The sequence below is a fragment of the Aquabacterium sp. A7-Y genome (assembly GCF_026153205.1).
Classification (GTDB): Bacteria; Pseudomonadota; Gammaproteobacteria; order Burkholderiales; family Burkholderiaceae_C; genus Caldimonas.
The window spans coordinates 106,962-123,602 of record NZ_JAPFBW010000018.1; the positions used below are offsets into that span (position 1 = coordinate 106,962).

16 protein-coding genes are annotated in these 16,641 nt (G+C 67.2%); 8 read left to right on the forward strand and 8 right to left on the reverse strand.

Annotated features, from left to right (window positions below; all coding sequences use genetic code 11):
• Positions 1–21 precede the first annotated feature (21 nt).
• The 3 genes from OOT46_RS17270 to OOT46_RS17280 all read right to left on the reverse strand — a co-directional run bounded on the left by OOT46_RS17270 (position 22) and on the right by OOT46_RS17280 (position 3,519).
• A complete protein-coding gene (locus OOT46_RS17270; protein WP_265404870.1) occupies positions 22–879 on the reverse strand; it encodes a phytanoyl-CoA dioxygenase family protein in 858 nt (285 codons plus the stop codon).
• Positions 880–923: 44 nt separating this feature from the next.
• Entirely contained in the window at positions 924–2,285 is a 1,362-nt protein-coding gene (gene aroA, locus OOT46_RS17275; RefSeq protein ID WP_265404871.1) for a 3-phosphoshikimate 1-carboxyvinyltransferase, read from the reverse strand.
• A 160-nt stretch (positions 2,286–2,445) separates the two neighbouring features.
• Positions 2,446–3,519, reverse strand: a complete 1,074-nt coding sequence (locus tag OOT46_RS17280; RefSeq protein ID WP_265404872.1) for a DUF1611 domain-containing protein — start codon at positions 3,517–3,519, stop codon at positions 2,446–2,448.
• 26 nt (positions 3,520–3,545) lie between these two features.
• Here OOT46_RS17280 and OOT46_RS17285 point away from each other — a divergent pair, with 26 nt between their 5' ends.
• Both OOT46_RS17285 and OOT46_RS17290 read left to right on the forward strand, forming a co-directional pair.
• Positions 3,546–3,707: a hypothetical protein gene (locus OOT46_RS17285; protein WP_265404873.1), complete on the forward strand. Its 162-nt coding sequence runs from the start codon at positions 3,546–3,548 to the stop codon at positions 3,705–3,707.
• Positions 3,708–3,919: 212 nt separating this feature from the next.
• Positions 3,920–5,134, forward strand: coding sequence for an MFS transporter (locus OOT46_RS17290; RefSeq protein WP_416136211.1), 1,215 nt, complete (start codon positions 3,920–3,922; stop codon positions 5,132–5,134).
• A 24-nt stretch (positions 5,135–5,158) separates the two neighbouring features.
• Here the strand turns inward: OOT46_RS17290 and OOT46_RS17295 are convergent, their stop codons facing one another.
• The 3 genes from OOT46_RS17295 to OOT46_RS17305 form a co-directional block, all read right to left on the reverse strand.
• Positions 5,159–7,462, reverse strand: coding sequence for an ATP-binding protein (locus OOT46_RS17295; protein WP_265404875.1), 2,304 nt, complete (start codon positions 7,460–7,462; stop codon positions 5,159–5,161).
• Positions 7,463–7,668: 206 nt separating this feature from the next.
• Positions 7,669–7,947: a DUF3567 domain-containing protein gene (locus tag OOT46_RS17300; protein WP_265404876.1), complete on the reverse strand. Its 279-nt coding sequence runs from the start codon at positions 7,945–7,947 to the stop codon at positions 7,669–7,671.
• A gap of 160 nt (positions 7,948–8,107) precedes the next feature.
• Entirely contained in the window at positions 8,108–8,872 is a 765-nt protein-coding gene (locus OOT46_RS17305) for a DUF3108 domain-containing protein (protein WP_265404877.1), read from the reverse strand.
• Positions 8,873–8,941: 69 nt separating this feature from the next.
• On the opposite strand from OOT46_RS17305, the gene OOT46_RS17310 reads away from it, so the two are divergent.
• From OOT46_RS17310 to OOT46_RS17320, 3 genes are all read left to right on the forward strand, one after another.
• The gene (locus OOT46_RS17310; RefSeq protein ID WP_265404878.1) at positions 8,942–9,925 is read left to right on the forward strand and encodes a fumarylacetoacetate hydrolase family protein; all 984 of its coding nucleotides are present in this window, start codon (positions 8,942–8,944) and stop codon (positions 9,923–9,925) included.
• Positions 9,926–10,145: 220 nt separating this feature from the next.
• Positions 10,146–11,108, forward strand: coding sequence for a porin (locus OOT46_RS17315; protein WP_265404879.1), 963 nt, complete (start codon positions 10,146–10,148; stop codon positions 11,106–11,108).
• A gap of 312 nt (positions 11,109–11,420) precedes the next feature.
• On the forward strand, positions 11,421–12,374 hold the full coding sequence (locus OOT46_RS17320) for a porin (RefSeq protein ID WP_265404880.1): 954 nt from the start codon (positions 11,421–11,423) through the stop codon (positions 12,372–12,374).
• Positions 12,375–12,453: 79 nt separating this feature from the next.
• Here the strand turns inward: OOT46_RS17320 and OOT46_RS17325 are convergent, their stop codons facing one another.
• Positions 12,454–13,344, reverse strand: coding sequence for a pirin family protein (locus OOT46_RS17325; RefSeq protein WP_265404881.1), 891 nt, complete (start codon positions 13,342–13,344; stop codon positions 12,454–12,456).
• Between the two features lie 67 nt (positions 13,345–13,411).
• Between OOT46_RS17325 and OOT46_RS17330 the strand changes: the two genes are divergently transcribed.
• From OOT46_RS17330 to OOT46_RS17340, 3 genes are all read left to right on the forward strand, one after another.
• Positions 13,412–13,894 carry a retropepsin-like aspartic protease family protein gene (locus OOT46_RS17330; RefSeq protein WP_265404882.1) on the forward strand — a complete coding sequence of 161 codons (483 nt, stop codon included), beginning with the start codon at positions 13,412–13,414 and terminating at the stop codon, positions 13,892–13,894.
• A gap of 159 nt (positions 13,895–14,053) precedes the next feature.
• The gene (locus OOT46_RS17335) at positions 14,054–14,686 is read left to right on the forward strand and encodes a PhaM family polyhydroxyalkanoate granule multifunctional regulatory protein (protein WP_265404883.1); all 633 of its coding nucleotides are present in this window, start codon (positions 14,054–14,056) and stop codon (positions 14,684–14,686) included.
• Positions 14,687–14,730: 44 nt separating this feature from the next.
• On the forward strand, positions 14,731–15,954 hold the full coding sequence (locus tag OOT46_RS17340) for an FIST signal transduction protein (RefSeq protein WP_265404884.1): 1,224 nt from the start codon (positions 14,731–14,733) through the stop codon (positions 15,952–15,954).
• On the opposite strand, the gene OOT46_RS17345 is transcribed toward OOT46_RS17340, so the two are convergent.
• A complete protein-coding gene (locus OOT46_RS17345) occupies positions 15,941–16,618 on the reverse strand; it encodes a hypothetical protein (protein ID WP_265404885.1) in 678 nt (225 codons plus the stop codon). The genes OOT46_RS17340 and OOT46_RS17345 overlap by 14 nt on opposite strands.
• Positions 16,619–16,641: the final 23 nt, after the last annotated feature.

Here is a 16,641-nt window from a genome sequence, read left to right on the forward strand (position 1 = left end):
TTTCCCCTCGATATGCCGGTCTCAGACCGCGTAGCCCGCGGTTTTCATCGCCGTCAGGTCCTTGGTCAGGTGCGAGCCCTCCTGCACCTCGTAGATCGAGCCGAACTCGCGCTCGGCCAGCGGCAGCAGGTGCAGGCCGGCTTCGACCCGCGCGCTGCGCGAGCGCTGCCCGCGCAGCAGGCGGATGCCGGGCTCGTTGTGTGCGGCATGCGGGCCGAAGTAGATCGGGAAGGCATCGGCCGCCCGGTAGGCCGGCAGGAAAGTGCGCCGCGGCAAGGACGACCCGTTGCGGGCCGAGGCGTGCAGGGTCAGGCAGTGCAGGAACAGCACGCTGCCGGGCGGCACTTCGATGGACACCGCCTGGCTCTCGTCGACCTCGCTGACCTTGCCCCGGAAGTAGCCGTCGACCTCATGCGAGCACAGGCCGCGCCGGTGCGAGCCGGGGATCACGCGCAGGCAGCCGTTCTCCTCGGTCGCGGCGTCGAAGAAGATCAGCGCCGTCAGCAGGTCGCTGTTGGTGTGCGGGTAGTAGGAGAAGTCCTGGTGCCACTCGACCACGCTGCCCACCTTGGGGCCCTTCATGTTGAGCTTGCTGTAGTGGAACAGGATGTTCGGGCCGATCAGGGCCTCGATCACGTCGAGCAGCCCGGGGTGGCTGGCGAGGTCCGAGAAGGTCGCGTGCTTCTGGGTCGGCGACCAGATGCGGCGCACCGTCTGCGGGTCGCGCGGCTCCATCTCGTAGGCCCTCTCGGCGCGCGACGGGTCGAGCACCTCGGCGATCGCTTGCAGCCCCCTGGCGACCTCGTCGTCGGAGAAGAAGCGGGGCACGACCAGGTAGCCCTTGTTTTGGTAGAACAAGACGTCTTGTGCGGAAATCATGGGACGGGTCCTCTCGAAGTGGCGGCGGGAAGGCAGGGCGGCGCTCAGGCCGAGCGCAGCGTCGCGACCGGCGCCGGCGTCTCGCCGACGCTCACCTCATCGAAGGCCACGCCGAGCCGCTTGAACTGTTCGAAAAAGTCCGGGAAGGAGCAGTGCACGTCCTGGTAGCCATCGAGCAGATTGGGAGTCCTGCAGCGCAGCGAGGCCACGAACAGTGACATGAAGATGCGGTGGTCGCCCCAGCTGGACAAGCTCACGCCGCCGTTGAACTGCCCGTCGCCGTGGATCTCGAAGCCGTCGTAGACCCCGTCACGGAAGAGCGGCTTGATGTTCACGCCCATCTTGCCCAGCTCGCTGACCATGGCCTTGATGCGCGGCGACTTGTGCAGGCGGGTGATGGAGCCGCCGACGACCCGGAAGCGCCCTTTGACGTAGGCGCCGATGGCCGCCAGCGTCGGCACGATGTTGGGGAAGTCGCTGGCGTCGAACTCGTAGTCGCCGCTCAGTTCACCGCGCTGGTTGACCAGCGTGAGGGTGTCGTTCCGGTCGTCGAAGCTCACCTCGATGCCCAGCGCCCTGACCACGTCGACGATGGCCCGCTCTCCCTGCAGGCTGCGGCTGTTGATGTTGGACAGCACCGTGGTGCCGGGGAAGATCGCGGCCGCCGCGATCAGGTAGGACGAGGAGGTGAAGTCGCCGCCGGCGCGGTACTCGATGGGCTGGTACTCGCCCGGGTGCACCGTCACGCCGGAGAAGTCCTCGGCGTGCTCGACCCGGATGCCGGCGCGGCGCATCGCCTCGACGGTCTGGCGGATGTAGGAGATCGACAGCACCTCGCCCTCGATCGCGATGGTGGTCGGCGAGTCGGCCAGCGGCGCGGAGAACATCAGCGCGGTGATGAACTGCGAGCTGACATTGCCGGGCACCACGCAGCGGCCGCCGCTCAGACCGCCACCCCAGTTGACGACCGGGGCGTGGCCCTCGTCGCCGATGCAATGGATGCGGGCGCCGAGCGAACGCAGGGCATCGAACAAGGGCGCCATGACACGTCCGCGCAGGATCTTGTCGCCGGTGATGATGGCCGGTGAGGTCGCGAAGCAGCTGAGCGCGGCGAAGACGCGGAATACCAGGCCCGAGCCCATCGCGTCGATGATGCGTTGCTCGGTACGCAGGTCACGGCCGACCCCCTGGATCTCCAGGCGGCCATCCTGCTCGTCGATGCTGGCGCCCACCCCGCGGCAGGCGTTTTTCATCGCGGTGGTCTCGGTGCAGCGCAGGTCGTTGTGCACGATGGAGCGGCCGCGCGCCAGCGTGGCGGTCAGGATCGCACGTTGGGTTTCCGGCTTGGACGACGGGATGGTCGCGTGGCCGGTGAGTCGGGTCGCGGGTTGAACTGAAAGACGCATGGTGTGAAAGCTGTGATGGGGGTGGTTCGGCGGCGCAGCGATTCAGGCAAGGCGAGCCGATCCACACGGCGCGCGGCGACGCCATGCAGAGCCAACGACTGCGCAATGGAGCCACCTGGCGGCTGGGCACTGGGGTCCGGCCGCCAGGCGACGGTCTGGCTCAGGCAGCGAGCTTTTCCGGGAGGTGCTGCCTGTGGCGGGCCAGGGCGTCGACCAACCGGTCGGCGCCGAAATAGATGACGTCGGTCGCGGGCAGGCCGGTCTCCTCCTCGATCTGGTGGACGTAGTCGGTGGCCTCGGCCTTGCCGAGGCTGGCGCAATTGACACTGAGACCGACCACCTTGGCAGGACGCAGGTGCGAGGCCAGCTGCTCGTACAGCGCGATCAGCTCGTTGAGCGGACGCAGGGGCACCTGCGGCCAGTCCTTGTGATGCTGCAGGCCGGCCTCGTGGCAGAGGATGAGCGCATGCGGCATCGCGCCGTGCAGCAGGCCCAGGGTGACGCCGCTGTACGCGGGGTGCGAGATCGAGCCCTGACCCTCGACGACGATCCAGTCGTGATGCGGCGCGTTCTGCAGCACCAGTGCCTCGCTGACGCCGGCGATGAAATCCGCCGGCACGGCGTCGACCGCCACCCCCGAGCCACTGATGTAAATGCCGCTTTGCCCCGTGGCCGCAAATCCCGCGTTGAAACCCTTGCCGCATGCGGCGTGCGTGATTTCGAGAGCGGTGGTTTTCTTGCCGACCCGGCAATCGCTGCCGACCGTGTGAATGATGTAATTGTCGAGCGGTCCGACCCGCGCGGCACTGGTGACCAGCTCCTCGGGCGGCTCCTTGGTGTCCCAGATGCGGCTGCCGGACGTGGACGCGATGGTCTTGAATTCGGGATCCCCGGCAATCCTGAAATGCAATCCGCTGACGACATCCATGCCCCGCTTCAAGGCCATGACAATCTGCGAGCGCCATTCAACCGGCAAGGCATTCGAAAACAGGCCGACCCCGATCATGAAAACATCCGGCCGACGCTCCAGCGCGGCGTCCAGCGATTCAACAATGGGAATACCGTGTCCATAACCGATCACCGCGCCGACATCCTGCCCCGCGAGGCGACTGTCGATCACGGCGACACAATCCGGGTGGCAATATCGCAGGTAGGACGTGGCGACTTTACTGGTGGTGGGGCCGAAACGACCCTCCGCGAAAATCGCGACTCGACGATTTTTCAGTGACAACATCTGTTGACTCCGCGTGCGCCCGGCTCATGACTTCCGAGCTGTTTGGCACCCTGGGTGGAGGCACGATCGCAATGGAATTCTTCGCCACGAAATTAATTCGCGTGAAAAAGGCCGAAGGGAAAGTGTGCAGGGCAATTGCAGGGAATTACAGCACCGCGCTCAAGACAGTCGCTAGCTGTCAATACTGACAGAGATTCTGTCCGAAGAGGCTGTCAAGGTTGACACCTACCGATTTAAATCTACATCCTTGATGATCGACCGAACCCGGCCACTCGCACCACTTCCAGGCGCGATGCGGCCATTCAGGCCAACGCCCGCCTAAATTCCCTCCTTTTATCGAAAAGTTAATAAAAACCACTGCGCGCCGATGCTGACCAATTACTTACACCGACGTTTTTTCATGCTGTCCGATCGGCCATTCCTGGCGTTATTTCTCCGGATGCTCTGCAATCGTGCGGCGGACGGTATTGCATATGTCGTGACAGCCTGGCTGCTCTTGAAACTCACCGGTCGCGTCTCTTCGGTGGCATTTCAGCTGACACTGACCCTGCTGCCCAGCGCGCTGCTGTCGCCAGTGGTCGGCGTGTGGACCGACCGCTTCAGCCGGCGCACCATCCTGATGGCCGCCGACCTGTTCCAGGGCGCCCTGATTTTGTTCACGGTGACGCTGTTGCTGCTGGACTTCCAGGGGGTCTGGTACGTCTACGCGATGACGGTCGCGGTCGGCATATCGACGCTGTTCCACCAGATCGCGGCGCGTGCGCTGCTGCGGGAGATCGTCCGCAGGGAGGACCTGCTGCTCGGCAGTTCCACCATTTCCATTGCCTCACAGACCGGTGCCCTGCTCGGGCCGGTCGCCGGCGGCCTGATCGCCTTCCATGGGTCCGAGACCGTCGCGCTCGCGAGCGCGGGCCTGCTCTCGGTCCTCGGCGGCCTGAGCGTCTGGCGCATCCCGCGCGGGCCCGCCCAGGCAAGGCCGGCCAGCGCCGGTGCCTGGGGCTGGGTGGCGGACTACCGCAGCGGCCTGGCGGCGCTGGCTGGCAACCTCGCGGCGCGGCGCATGTTCGTCTCCTGCCTGGTGTTCTACGTCTCGGTGCCCTTCCTGAACTTCCTGCTGCCGCTGCTGCTGCTGCGGCAGTTCCAGCTGGAGGTCACGGCCTTCGGTTTGATCGACGCCCTGTTCGGCATCGGCAGCATTGCCGCCGGCCTGGCCTTGCATGCGATCGAGCAGCGGGTCGGCGAGCGCCGCATGATGGTGGGCGGAGTGTTCGTGTTCGGCGCCTTGATCGCGCTGTTCCCCGCGTCCGGCCATCTGGCCTGGCTGGGCATCGCCTACTTCCTTACCGGCGTGTTTTTCCACAGCGGCGTGACCTTGATGAGCGAGCTGCAGGGCGCGCTGTCGCCGCAGGTGCAGGGCCGCATCATGTCGCTCTACAACTTCCTGCTGTCCATCCTCGCGACCGCGGCGATCCAGCTGAGCAGCGTGTTGCTGGAAGCGGCGGTGCCGGTGTGGTGGGCCTATGCGCTGTACGGGGCGGTCCTGATGGGCTTTGCGCTGCTGTGCCTGCTGCGCTGGAGCCCCTCGCCGCCGCCAGCCGTCGAAGCCTCGCGATGAGGCCGCCGGCCGGCCTGCTTCGTCTCAGCTGACGAAACCCATCGCGCGTTGTTGCCGCACGTCGGGCTTGACGCGGTGCTCGGCTTCGAGTTGCGACAGGAATTCGTCGGGCGCGAAGTCGGCCTGCAGGATCTCGATCTGGCGGCGCACCGCGGCGAAATCGCCGGGGGTCAGCAGGTCCAGCCGCTGCAGCCGGACGCGTTGCTCCACGTCCAGGCGGCCGGCATCGCCCTGCAGGGCCTCGGCGATGAACATGCGCTCGCGCTGCACGACGGTGAGCGGCTTGAAGCGGATCTTGAAGGTGAAGCGGCGCAGCGCCGCCTCGTCGATCTCGTCGAAAAGATTGGTGGTGCAGATGAAGAGCCCGCGAAAGCGCTCCATGCCCTGCAGCATCTCGTTGACCTCGCTGACCTCGTAGTTGCGCTCGGCCATGCGCCGGCTGCGCAGGAAGCTGTCGGCCTCGTCGAGCAGCAGCACCGCCTGCTCGGCCTGGGCCTCCTCGAACATGCGGGCCATGTTCTGCTCGGTCTCGCCGACATACTTGCTGACCAGGTCGGACGCCTGGCGCACCAGCAGCGGCTGCTGCAGCTCGCGCGCGATGTGCTCGGCCAGCGCCGTCTTGCCGGTGCCGGGCGGTCCGTGGAAGCACAACGTGCCGACGCCCTTGCGACGCAGCGCCTCGACCATGCGCGGCAACTCGAAGCGCGACTCGGTGTTGAGCAGCGTCAGGTCGTAGGTGGTCACCACCGGGCGCGTGCCGCGCTCCGCGGGCACCGCGCCGAGCGCCTTGTCGGCATTGCCGAGCTGGCGCTCGATCAGCGTTTCCACGGTCGACGCGCAGCCGTCTCCGGCCAGCCGGGCGAAACGCACCGCGGTGCGAACCTGGGCCGGCGTCAGCCCCTTGCGGGCCGACAGGCGGGCCGCGAACTCGGGCGCCACCTGCACCCCTGCCAGCGCCTTGGCCACCAGCGCCTCGCGCGCCCCCGGCGGGGGCGACTTCAGCTCCAGGTGGTACTGGAAGCGGCGCCGGAAGGCCGGGTCGATCTGCTCGATGCGGTTGGTGACCCAGACCACCGGCAAGGGATTGCTCTCGAGGATCTGGTTGACCCAGGCCTTGCCGCTGACCGAACCATTGGGCAGCCCGTCGCCCACTTCCAGCCGAGCCATCAGCTGGGCGGTGTCGGTGCTGATGGGCGGGAAGACGTCCTCGACCTCGTCGAACAGCAGCGCCACGTTGGGGCTGCCCTTGAGGAAGACGTGGCTGATCTGCAGCGAGCGGTAACGGTCGCGGCCCGAGAGCGAATTGCCGTCCCGGTCGGCATACTCCACTTCGTAGAGCTCCAGCCCGGCCGCCTGCGCCATGACCTTGGCGAGCTCCGTCTTGCCGGTTCCGGGCGGCCCGTACAGCAGAATGTTCACGCCCGGCTCCCGCTGCGCCACCGCATTGCGCAGCAGCGCCACCAGCATCGCCGCGTCGTCCCCCACGTAGTGGAAGTCGGCCAGGGTCAGCTCGCTGGGCGAGGCGGGCCGCGTGAAGACGGCCATCAACTCGGAGCGGTCGCGGTACTCGCGCATCAGCACCGGCGGCAGCTGCTCCGACACCTTCATCAGGTCGGCCAGGTCGGTGATGTTGTGCTCGGAGATGAGGTTCTCGACCATGCCGATGCGCTCCAGCCGGGAGCCCGCGCGCAGCGCCTCGGCCACGTCCTTCTCGTCGACCCCCGCGAGTTCGGCCAGCACGCCGTAGGCCTCCTGGGCGTTGGCGACCTTGAACTCGACCAGCAGCCCGCGCAGGTCGCGCTGATAACGCGCCAGCGTGCCGTACAGCAGCAGGGCCCGCTCGGCGGGGTTCAACTGCAGCAGCCCCGCCAGCGCATCGATGTTCTTTTCGACCAGGGTGTGCTGCTTTTTCAGCTGGCGCCCCAGCCATTCACAGGTCGCGCCCAGCACCGCCAGCAAGTCCTTGGGCGCGTCCTTCACATACTCGTCGAGGTAGAAGAACAGCGTGCCTTCCTCGTAGGGGCCGTGCCAGGCGCCGTGGCGCGCCAGGAAGTCGGCGTCGTCCAGCGCCTCGTGACCCTGCCAATGCTCGTTGCCGACACAGCGCCGGGCCAGGAAGTCGCGCAGTCGCACCAGCACGGTCGCCGGCCAGACCAGGTGTTTGCCGGTGAGGGCCAGCAGCCCGCTCCAGTCGCGGCGCACATTGAAACGGCCGACATGCCGGAGCGTGAGTGTCAGCAGGAAGTGCGAGCACATGCGGTCAAGGACCGGAGCGTCGGTGAGCCCTGGCGACAAGACCACGCGGGCTTCGGTATGCCGTTTGACCATGTGCGCCTCCTTGCCTGGGGGTCCTCGGGACCCCATGTTGTCGTGCAGCCGGGCGGGCCGGTGAATCGAGGGCACGATAACGCAGTCGCCAGCACAAGGAAAGGTGCGGGCCCGCGCGCAGCGGGCAGCAAAGCAAGAAAGCGGCAAGTCGATCCGGTGGCGGGGCCGGCCTCAAGGCGGGCCGCAGCGCAGCCGCGCGCGATGCGTCAATGCAGCACGACAGGCTGCAGCATCAGTGACGAAAAGCGCTCGATGTAGGCGTCGATGTCCTCGATGGTCGGCGAGCCTTCGATGAGGGCCTCCACACCCTGCTTGAAGCTCTCCGCCAGCGCCCCTTCTATATAGATCTCTTTGCGCTTGAACTTGTCGACGATCTCATAACCGCCGCGCGTGAGGCCGCTGGCCTCGGCATCCAGCTCGGGCGTCGAGGTCGGGACCTCGAACTCGACGACGGCGAAGTTTTCCGAGTTGTAGAGCATTTGCATGACCGTACTCCTGGCAGGAGACCACCCTGCGGAGTGCCGGGAGGCCTGACGTCGCTGTAGATGAAGTACGACACGCAAATTTCAAGCCACCCTCAGCGTATCGGGTATACCAGGGGATCGGCCTTGCACCGGGCGGGAGCCGGCAACACTCCCACCAGGGTCAGCCTTCGGTCTGCAACAACAGTTCCAAGGGGTCACCGCGGCCGTCATCCAGGCGGGCGCTGACCGGCAAGTGCTGCCGGCCCGGGTCCAGCCACACCTCGGCGCGGGTGTCGTGCTCGCGCGAGCCCCGGCGGACCAGCTTGACCGCCCGCAGGCGCCGCTCGCCCACCGCCAGCGGCTGCACGCCCTCGGAACGGAACTCCCACAGGTCGGCGTCGCCTCGCGCACCGACGACGTACAGCACGACGCTGCGCCCGGCCGCCACCCGGCGCGGGTCGGCCTGGGCAATGGCGGCCAGCTGCACCATCCAGCTGACGCGGTCCTGGGCCCCGGGCAGGAGCCGGTATTCGGCGGCCGCGGCCGAGAAGGTGATCTTGCCGATGTCGCGCCGGAACTCCGCTGCCTGCTCGGGGCGGCCGCGCCGCCGGTCGGTGAAGCGGGTGGGCGACAGGCCATGGGCGCTCAGTACGCCGACGCTGGTCTGCTGCAATACCGACCCGATGAGGGCGACGCGGCCCTCGATGCTCAGCCGGTAGGCTTGCGCCTGGGGCTGCCAAGCCAGCTCGCCGGTGCCACCCAGCAGGCCGCGGCGCAAGCGGTACGTCCAGGTGAAGGGCGAGGGCAGCCGGGTGGAGTAGAGCGGCGGCGGCCGGGTGTCGGGCGCTGCGCGGACCGCGGCACTGCCGGCCAGGGCCAGCACGCCCAGCCCGCACAGAGCGGTACGCCGGTCGATGCGCCGGCGGCAGGACGTGGGGCTCACCATGCAAGGGCGCGGCCGTCGCGGTGCGCCTCCTTCATAAAATCGCGGACTCGATACATTGGAACGAGAGACATGAAGCTCGCCACCTACCGGGACGGCTCGCGCGACGGCCAACTCGTCGTCGTTTCGCAGGACTTGGGCATGGCGCATTATGCGAGCGGCATCGCCACGCGCCTGCAACAGGTGCTGGATGATTGGAACTTCCTGTTGCCGCAGCTCCAGGACCTTTCCCAAAGCCTGAACCAGGGCAAGGCACGTCACGCCTTCCCCTTCGATCCCGCGCTCTGCATGGCACCGCTGCCGAGGGCCTATCAACGGGTGGGCGCCTCGGCCTATGGCGCCCATGTCGACCTGCTGCGTCAGGCCGAGGCGGGCGCAGCGGGCCCGCAGGCCGCGGCTGACCCTTTGCTGCGCCAAGGCGTGAGCGATCCGCTGCTGGGCCCCTGCGACGACATCGTCGTGCGCAGCGAGGACTGCGGCATCGACTTCGAGGCCGGCTTGGCGGTGATCACCGGCGACGTCGCGGCCGGCGCCACGCCGGCCGAAGCGCTCGAAGGCGTGCGGCTGCTGATGTTGGGCAACGAGGTGGCGCTGCGCCAACTGGCTGGGGCCGAGTCGGCCAGGGGCTGCGGTTTCGTGCTCAGCCGGCCGGCCATGGCCTTCGCCCCGGTGGCGGTGACGCCCGACGAGGTGAGCAGCGCCTGGCAAGGCGGCCGCGTGAACCTGCCGGTCCAGGTCAGCTGGAACGGCAAGCAGGTCGGCCGGTGCGAAGCCGGCACGGACATGAACTTTCACTTCGGCCAGTTGATTTCCTACCTGTGCAAGACCCGCAGGGTGGCAGCCGGCACCATCATCGGCAGCGGGCCGGTCAGCAACGCGGACCGCTCGCGTGGTTATGCCTGCATCGCCGAGAAGCGGGCCCTCGAGACGCTGGAGCACGGCACGCCGAAGACGGACTACCTGCGGTATGGCGATACCGTGCGCCTGGAGATGAAGGGACCGGACGGCCTCTCGATCTTCGGTGCGATCGACCAGAACATCGCGGCTCCCGCCTGAACCAAGGCCACCGGGCTGATGCCGCCGTCCTTCTGTCGGCCAACTGTTGCTCGGCCGCATCACTTATGCTCCTAAAACCCGGAATCTTGGGGAGAGGCTCGGTGCAAACGCGAAAGCGATTTTTACAATCCAATGACTCGCCGGAATCTGCCGAAGCTCCTTCGGCGACCGGCCGGTAGCGCCCCCTCTCTCTCTCACTCTCTCTGATAGGAACCGCACAATGAAACGAATCGCTCTCGCGGCCGTTCTGGCCGGCGCGGCCGTTGCACCGGCCTTTGCCCAAAGCTCCCTGCAGGTTTATGGACGCCTGAACACCACGATCGAGCGTCAGCGCTACCATGACCAGACCGAAGTCAAGCTCGAAAACAACTCGTCGCGTCTGGGCTTCAAGGGCTCGGAAGATCTGGGTGGGGGTCTGAAGGCCAACTTCATGATCGAGCACCGCTTCAATTCCGATGACGGCAAAACCACGGCCGACTTCTGGGCGGGCGACAGCTGGGTGGGCCTGTCGGGTGGTTTCGGTGCCGTGCGTCTGGGCCGTCAGACCAGCGCCCTGTACTACGCGACCGCCGACTACGTGAGCCTGCACAACCACGACACCGGCACCTCGTCCGATGCTTTTTATGTGGGCAACTCGCGCAATCAAAACAAGATCTCCTACATCACCCCCAACCTGGGCGGCCTGCAGGGTGAAGTGCAGTACAGCCTGAAGGAAGTCGACAACGGCGACAGCCAGTGGGAAGTTGCGCTGAACTACGACCTGGGCCCCCTGCATCTGGGCGGTGGCTACAGCAAGTTCGGTGACGACAAGACCGCTGCGATCCGTGCCCTGTATGAATTGGGCGCCTTCACCTTCGGCGGCTACTACGAGCGCAACGACGACGACACCGACGGCAAGCGCAACAACTTCCGCCTGTCCGGCATGTACACGATGGGCGCTTCCGAGTTCCACCTGAACTTCGGCTTTGCCGATGACTGGGACGACCGCGACGATTCCAGCTCCAAGCAAGCCACCATCGGCTACAACTACAACCTGTCGAAGCGCACCAAGCTGTACGCTTTCTACACCCGCGTCCGCAACGACTCGAACGCCGACTACTTCGTCATCGATAAGACGGCCAATGCCATGAACCCAGGCAACGACTTCTCGTCCTTCGCCGTCGGCGTGCGCCACAACTTCTGATGATCTAAAGCTTTCCACCGAGAGCTTTACGAACGGCCCTGCGGGGCCGTTTTTTATGGGCCGGCCCGGCTTTCCGCATTGGAAGGCCGGGCTTGTTTTTTTCGGCCTGCCGCAGCAATACCCGTCGATCTGCGCACAGGCTGTTGCTTCGCGACGTCAGTTTCTCCCCTGTTACTCCCTCTTTTTAGGGGTTCCCACGGAGCAAGGCGCTTTGTCATTTCTACAATCCGCCACACCGACCCGTCAAAAGCACGACGTAACGACCGTGCGAGGTCGGCGGACTCTTCTCTCAACTCCTCAAAGCCATACAACATGAAACGAATCGCTCTCGCGGCCGCCCTGGCCGCCCTGTCGGCTTCGGCCTTTGCGCAAAGCTCCGTGACGGTCTACGGCCGTCTGAACACCTCCGTCGAGCGCCAGAAGGCCGGTGACGAAACCCAGACGGTCCTGCAGAACAACGGTTCGCGTCTGGGCTTCAAGGGCTCGGAAGACCTGGGCGGCGGCCTGAAGGCCAACTTCCTGCTGGAGCACCGCTTCGGCGTCGATACCGGCAAGGCCGCGGACGACTTCTGGGCCGGTGACAGCTGGGTCGGCCTGTCGGGTGGCTTCGGTGCCGTGCGCCTGGGTCGCCAGACCAGCGCGCTGTACTACGCGACCGCCGACTACGTCAGCCTGCACAACCACGACACGGGCTCCTCGTCCGACGCGCTGTATCGCCTGAACTCGCGTAACGAGAACAAGATCTCCTATGCCACGCCCAACCTGGGCGGCTTCGTGGCCGAAGTGCAGTACAGCCTGAAGGAAGTCGACGGCGTCGACAGCCAGTGGGAAATCGCCGCCAACTACGACATGGGCCCGCTGCACCTCGGCGGTGGCTACTCCAAGTTCGGCGACGACAAGCTGTTGGCGGTGCGTGCTCTGTATGAGCTGGGCGCCTTCACCTTCGGCGGCTACTACGAGCGCAACGACGAAGAACTCTACGGCAAGCGCAACAACTTCCGCCTGTCCGGCATGTACACCCTGGGCGCGTCGGAATTCCACGCCAACGTCGGCGTGGCCGGCAAGTTCAGTGACAAGGAAGACTCCAAGGCTCGCCAGTTCACGCTGGGCTACAACTACAACCTGTCCAAGCGCACCAAGCTGTTTGCCTTCTACACCAAGCTGAGCAACAACGACGGCGCGCCTTACACCGTGGGTGCCGACAACGCGAACGCCGAGGGCGACGACTTCTCGTCCTTCGCCGTGGGCCTGCGCCACAACTTCTGATCCGGGCTTGCCCGCTCAGAAACTCGAAACGGCCCCTCGGGGCCGTTTTTTCTTGCCTGCCGACTTCAGGCGCCTGTCTTCAGGGATAACGCAGGTACTCGGTCTCGTCGGGCACCGCACCGAAGGCCTGCCGGTCCTGCCGCTGCCAGGCCGCCACCGCCGCATCGATGCGCGCCTGTTGCGAGGACACGAAGTTCCAGCGCATGTGGCGCGGCTGCTGAGGGGTGTTTTCCGCCCCCAGGTCCAGCGGGTCCCCGCCGAACAGGATGGTCTGGGTCTTCTCCAGCGCCCGCAGGCGGACGGGCTTGTTGGCCAGCACCAGCATCTCGCCGGTGTCCAGCGGATCGCCATCCACGCTCAGCGAGCCGGATGCCACATAGACGGCCCGCTCGACATGGTCCAGCGGCAGCTCGATGCTGCTGCCGAAGGGCATCTCGGCCGCGATGTACAAGGTGCGGCTGTGCACCGGCACCGGCGACTGCAGCCCGAAGGCGTCACCCACCACCACCCGCAGCTGAACCCCGTGCATCTCCAGGCAGGGCAGCGCCTCGGCACCGACATGCACGAACTGCGGCGCCGACTCCTCGGCGGACAGGGGCAAGGCCATCCAGGTCTGGATGCCGTGCAGCCGGTGGCCGGCGGCACGCTGGGCCGGCGGGGTACGCTCGGAATGCGCGATGCCGCGGCCTGCACTCATCCAGTTCACCTCACCGGGACGGATTTCGCGCACGCTGCCCAGGCTGTCCCGGTGCAGGATGGCGCCGTCGAAGAGATAGGTCACGGTGGCCAGCCCGATGTGGGGGTGAGCGCCGACATCCATGCCCAGGCCCGGCTGGAAATCGGCCGGCCCGATGTGGTCGAAGAAGACGAAGGGCCCGACCGCCCTCACGTCGCGCGCTGGCAGCAGGCGCCGCACCTGCAGGCCGGTGCCGAGTTCCTGGGTCTGAGAATGCAGCCGCACCGGTTCCATGTACGCTCCCGATCCGCGGGGCCCGGCCCCGCAATGTTATGCATCACAGCTTGCTGACACCCCCATCATGAGTGAGTTCCCTCATACGCTCAAGATCGCCACCGTCTGGATGGTGGCGGGCCTGACGCTGTTCCTCGGCCTCAAAGCCTACGAGCACCAGCAGCAACGCACCCGTTTCGAGGCCAGCGGCGACCGGGTCACGATACGGCGCGCACCTGACGGCCACTACCACTGGCCCGGCAGCGTCAACGGCGTGGCGGTCGATTTCCTGGTTGATACCGGGGCGACCCGTACCGCGCTGCCGGCCGGCCTCGCGCAAGAAGCCGGGCTGCAGACCGAGGGTCGCGTGGCCTCCAGCACCGCCGGCGGTGTCGTGACGGGTGCCAGGGCGCGCGCCGACATCCGGCTCGACGGCGGCGTGCAGGCGAGCCGCCTGCCCGTGGTGGTGCTGCCCCAGCTCGACGGCGCGCTGCTCGGCATGGACGTGCTCGGCCGCCTGCGTATCGTTCAGCACGGCAACGAGCTGCAGATTGACCTGCGCGAGCACTGAGGCGCCTGCCGTCTGCCCCAAGAGGCAGGGACCGGCGGCCGGGCACCGGATGTGCCTGCGGCTCTTCGAACACGCGGCTGAGTGGAAAACCCGAGAGGGACGGCGCGCTTGCCATGACGCGGCGGCGCACAATCCTCCAAAGACGAAGGAGACTGCTTCATGAGCGACCCCTTGCAAGGCATGGGCAAACTGGTACCCGGCTTCGACTTCCTGCAGGAGCTGGTCAAGAGCGCGGGCAGCGCCATGCCGGGTTTCACGCAGTGGATAGCGCCCACGCTGGACCCCCAGGAACTGGAAAAACGCATCACCGACCTGCGCACCGTGCAGTTCTGGCTGGAGCAGAACGCCCGCATGCTGGGTGCCACCATCCAGGCCATGGAGGTGCAGCGCATGACGCTGGCGACCCTGCAGACCATGAACGTCCCGATGGAGAGTCTGCGCGAGTCGATGAAGATCAAGACGCCGTCGCCCGGGGCCAACGGCGCCGGCAGTGCCGCCTCTACGCCGGGCGCCGGCCCTGCCGCCCCCGCGGCCGGTCTGGTGGACCCGATGCAGTGGTGGGGCGCGCTGACACAGCAGTTCGCCACCCTGGCCGCCAACACGATGACCGAGGCGCTCAAGGACAGCACCGGTGAGTCGGCGCGCAAGATGATGCAGCAGTCTTTCGATGCGGCGCAGCAGAGTTTGCGCCAGACCATGGCCCCCTTGAGCGAGGCGGCAGCCGGCCCGGCTGCCAAGGCCGCAACGCGGCGCCCCACCAAACCGGCCGGCAAGCCCGACCCGAAGGGATGAGCGCAAACCCTCGGCGCGGGCGCACGCTATAGGACACTCCCGGGATGAAGCTGTTTCCGCACGCCCACGCCACCCATCCGGACTGGCGCACCGCCCTCTCGCTGGCCTTGGCCCAACTCGACGGCCAGCGCCGCCAGGAAGCCTACGGCCTGACCCCGACCTTGGGCTGGATCTACCTGACCGACCACCATGGCGCGCACGCCGAGGAAATCCTCGCTCACCTGCAGCGCTGGGCCCCCGGCGTGAGCTGGGTCGGTTCGGTCGGCGTCGGTGTGATGGGCAGCGGGGTCGAGTACTTCGACGAACCGGCCCTGAGCCTGATGCTCGGCGACCTGCCGCGCGAGAGCTTCGCGGTTTTCTCGGGCGTGCAGCCGCTGCCGCCCGGCTTTGCCGCGCACACCGCCCTGGTGCACGCGGACGGCGCGACGCCCGAGCTCGACGAGTTGCTGGGCGAGATGGCGGACCGCACGGCCAGCGGCTACCTGTTCGGCGGGCTGGCGGCCTCCCGCACGCGCAGCCTCCAGATCGCCGATCGGGTGCTCGAAGGCGGGCTCTCGGGCGTGGCCTTCGGCGGCACGGTGGAGATGCTGTCGCGTGTCACCCAAGGCTGCCAGCCGGTCGGCCCGGCACGTCGCATCACGGCGGTCGAGCGCAACGTCATCGCCACGCTCGACGGCGAGCCCGCGCTCGACTGCCTGCTGCGCGACCTGCAACTCGACCCCGACGAACCCCGCAAGGCCCTGCCCCGGCTGCAGGCCACGCTGGTCGGCCTGAGCGATGCGAGCACGACTGCGATCGCACGGCCCGGACAGTTTGGTGCCGACACCCGGGTGCGCCACCTGATCGGCATCGACCCGCACGCGCGTGGCATCGCGATCGCCGACGAGCCGGAAGTCGGCATGCAGCTGGCCTTCTGCGCCCGCCATGCCGAGGCCGCGCGGCGGGACCTGGTGCGCATCTGCAGCGAAATTCGCGAGGAGCTGGAGCCGGAGCAGCTGCCGCCGTCCACCGTGCAGGCCCTTGCCGCCGCCGGCAGCGGTGGCGGGCTCGACCCCGCCACGCCGCCTGCCCATCGCATCCGCGGGGCCGTCTACGTCAGCTGCTCCGGCCGCGGCGGCCCGCATTTCGGCGCCCCGTCGGCCGAACTCCAGCTGCTTCGGCACGCGCTCGGCGACGTGCCGCTGGTGGGCTTTTTCGCGGCGGGCGAGATCGCCCACCACCACCTCTACGGCTACACCGGGGTGCTGACCGTTTTCACTTCCGCGTGAGCGGGCCGGCGCTGCGGACACGCTGCTGCAGCACGCCGACCCAGACCAGCAGCGGCAGGCACAGCTCCAGGCTTTCCTCGAGCGCGGCCCTCAGTCCGCTCATCCACTCCTCGAAGCGGTAGCCATAGTCTTCCAGCAGCACGTTCTCCGAACGGTCGATCAGCTTGGACAGCACGATGGTGACCAGAAACACCGCCGCCGTCAGCGCCACCGGGTGGCGGCGCCTCAGCCCCCGCAGCACCGCGCCGCCGTGGCTCAGTGCCAGGTAGGCAAACGAGGCCGCCACCGGCAACACCACCGCGAGACCGCCCAGCTTCTGCTGCAGCGGCGCAGCGCCGAGATAAAAACTCACCTTCAGTGCGCTCACGCCGGTCCAGGTCTTGTGCAGGTCCAGCTCGCGGGCACCGAAGGCCAGCAGGGCCACACACAGCGCGAGGCGCAAGGGCCAGCGCAGCCCCGGCACCGCGACGAACAAGATGCCGACGGCGCTCAGGAAATAGAGCGCCGCGGTGCCGCGCTCGATCGGCCCGGTCTCGGCGAAAAACACCATCAGCGGCGCGTAGGGCACCACGGCCCAGACCGCCACGGCCAGGGCCGCCACCGCCAGGACCAGCTGAGCAGCGAGGAAAGGGCGGGAAGCCGTCGAGGTGGGAGCTGAAGACATGAAAAAGCGTGGCGTTCGAGGCC

Bases quoted from the DNA above. Each gene is read 5' to 3' on its own strand.
- OOT46_RS17270 (WP_265404870.1), bottom strand. From the start codon at position 879: ATGATTTCCGCACAAGACGTCTTGTTCTACCAAAACAAGGGCTACCTG.
- aroA (WP_265404871.1), bottom strand. From the start codon at position 2,285: ATGCGTCTTTCAGTTCAACCCGCGACCCGACTCACCGGCCACGCGACC.
- OOT46_RS17280 (WP_265404872.1), bottom strand. From the start codon at position 3,519: ATGTTGTCACTGAAAAATCGTCGAGTCGCGATTTTCGCGGAGGGTCGT.
- OOT46_RS17285 (WP_265404873.1), top strand. From the start codon at position 3,546: ATGACTTCCGAGCTGTTTGGCACCCTGGGTGGAGGCACGATCGCAATG.
- OOT46_RS17290 (WP_416136211.1), top strand. From the start codon at position 3,920: ATGCTGTCCGATCGGCCATTCCTGGCGTTATTTCTCCGGATGCTCTGC.
- OOT46_RS17295 (WP_265404875.1), bottom strand. From the start codon at position 7,462: ATGGTCAAACGGCATACCGAAGCCCGCGTGGTCTTGTCGCCAGGGCTC.
- OOT46_RS17300 (WP_265404876.1), bottom strand. From the start codon at position 7,947: ATGCAAATGCTCTACAACTCGGAAAACTTCGCCGTCGTCGAGTTCGAG.
- OOT46_RS17305 (WP_265404877.1), bottom strand. From the start codon at position 8,872: ATGGTGAGCCCCACGTCCTGCCGCCGGCGCATCGACCGGCGTACCGCT.
- OOT46_RS17310 (WP_265404878.1), top strand. From the start codon at position 8,942: ATGAAGCTCGCCACCTACCGGGACGGCTCGCGCGACGGCCAACTCGTC.
- OOT46_RS17315 (WP_265404879.1), top strand. From the start codon at position 10,146: ATGAAACGAATCGCTCTCGCGGCCGTTCTGGCCGGCGCGGCCGTTGCA.
- OOT46_RS17320 (WP_265404880.1), top strand. From the start codon at position 11,421: ATGAAACGAATCGCTCTCGCGGCCGCCCTGGCCGCCCTGTCGGCTTCG.
- OOT46_RS17325 (WP_265404881.1), bottom strand. From the start codon at position 13,344: ATGGAACCGGTGCGGCTGCATTCTCAGACCCAGGAACTCGGCACCGGC.
- OOT46_RS17330 (WP_265404882.1), top strand. From the start codon at position 13,412: ATGAGTGAGTTCCCTCATACGCTCAAGATCGCCACCGTCTGGATGGTG.
- OOT46_RS17335 (WP_265404883.1), top strand. From the start codon at position 14,054: ATGAGCGACCCCTTGCAAGGCATGGGCAAACTGGTACCCGGCTTCGAC.
- OOT46_RS17340 (WP_265404884.1), top strand. From the start codon at position 14,731: ATGAAGCTGTTTCCGCACGCCCACGCCACCCATCCGGACTGGCGCACC.
- OOT46_RS17345 (WP_265404885.1), bottom strand. From the start codon at position 16,618: ATGTCTTCAGCTCCCACCTCGACGGCTTCCCGCCCTTTCCTCGCTGCT.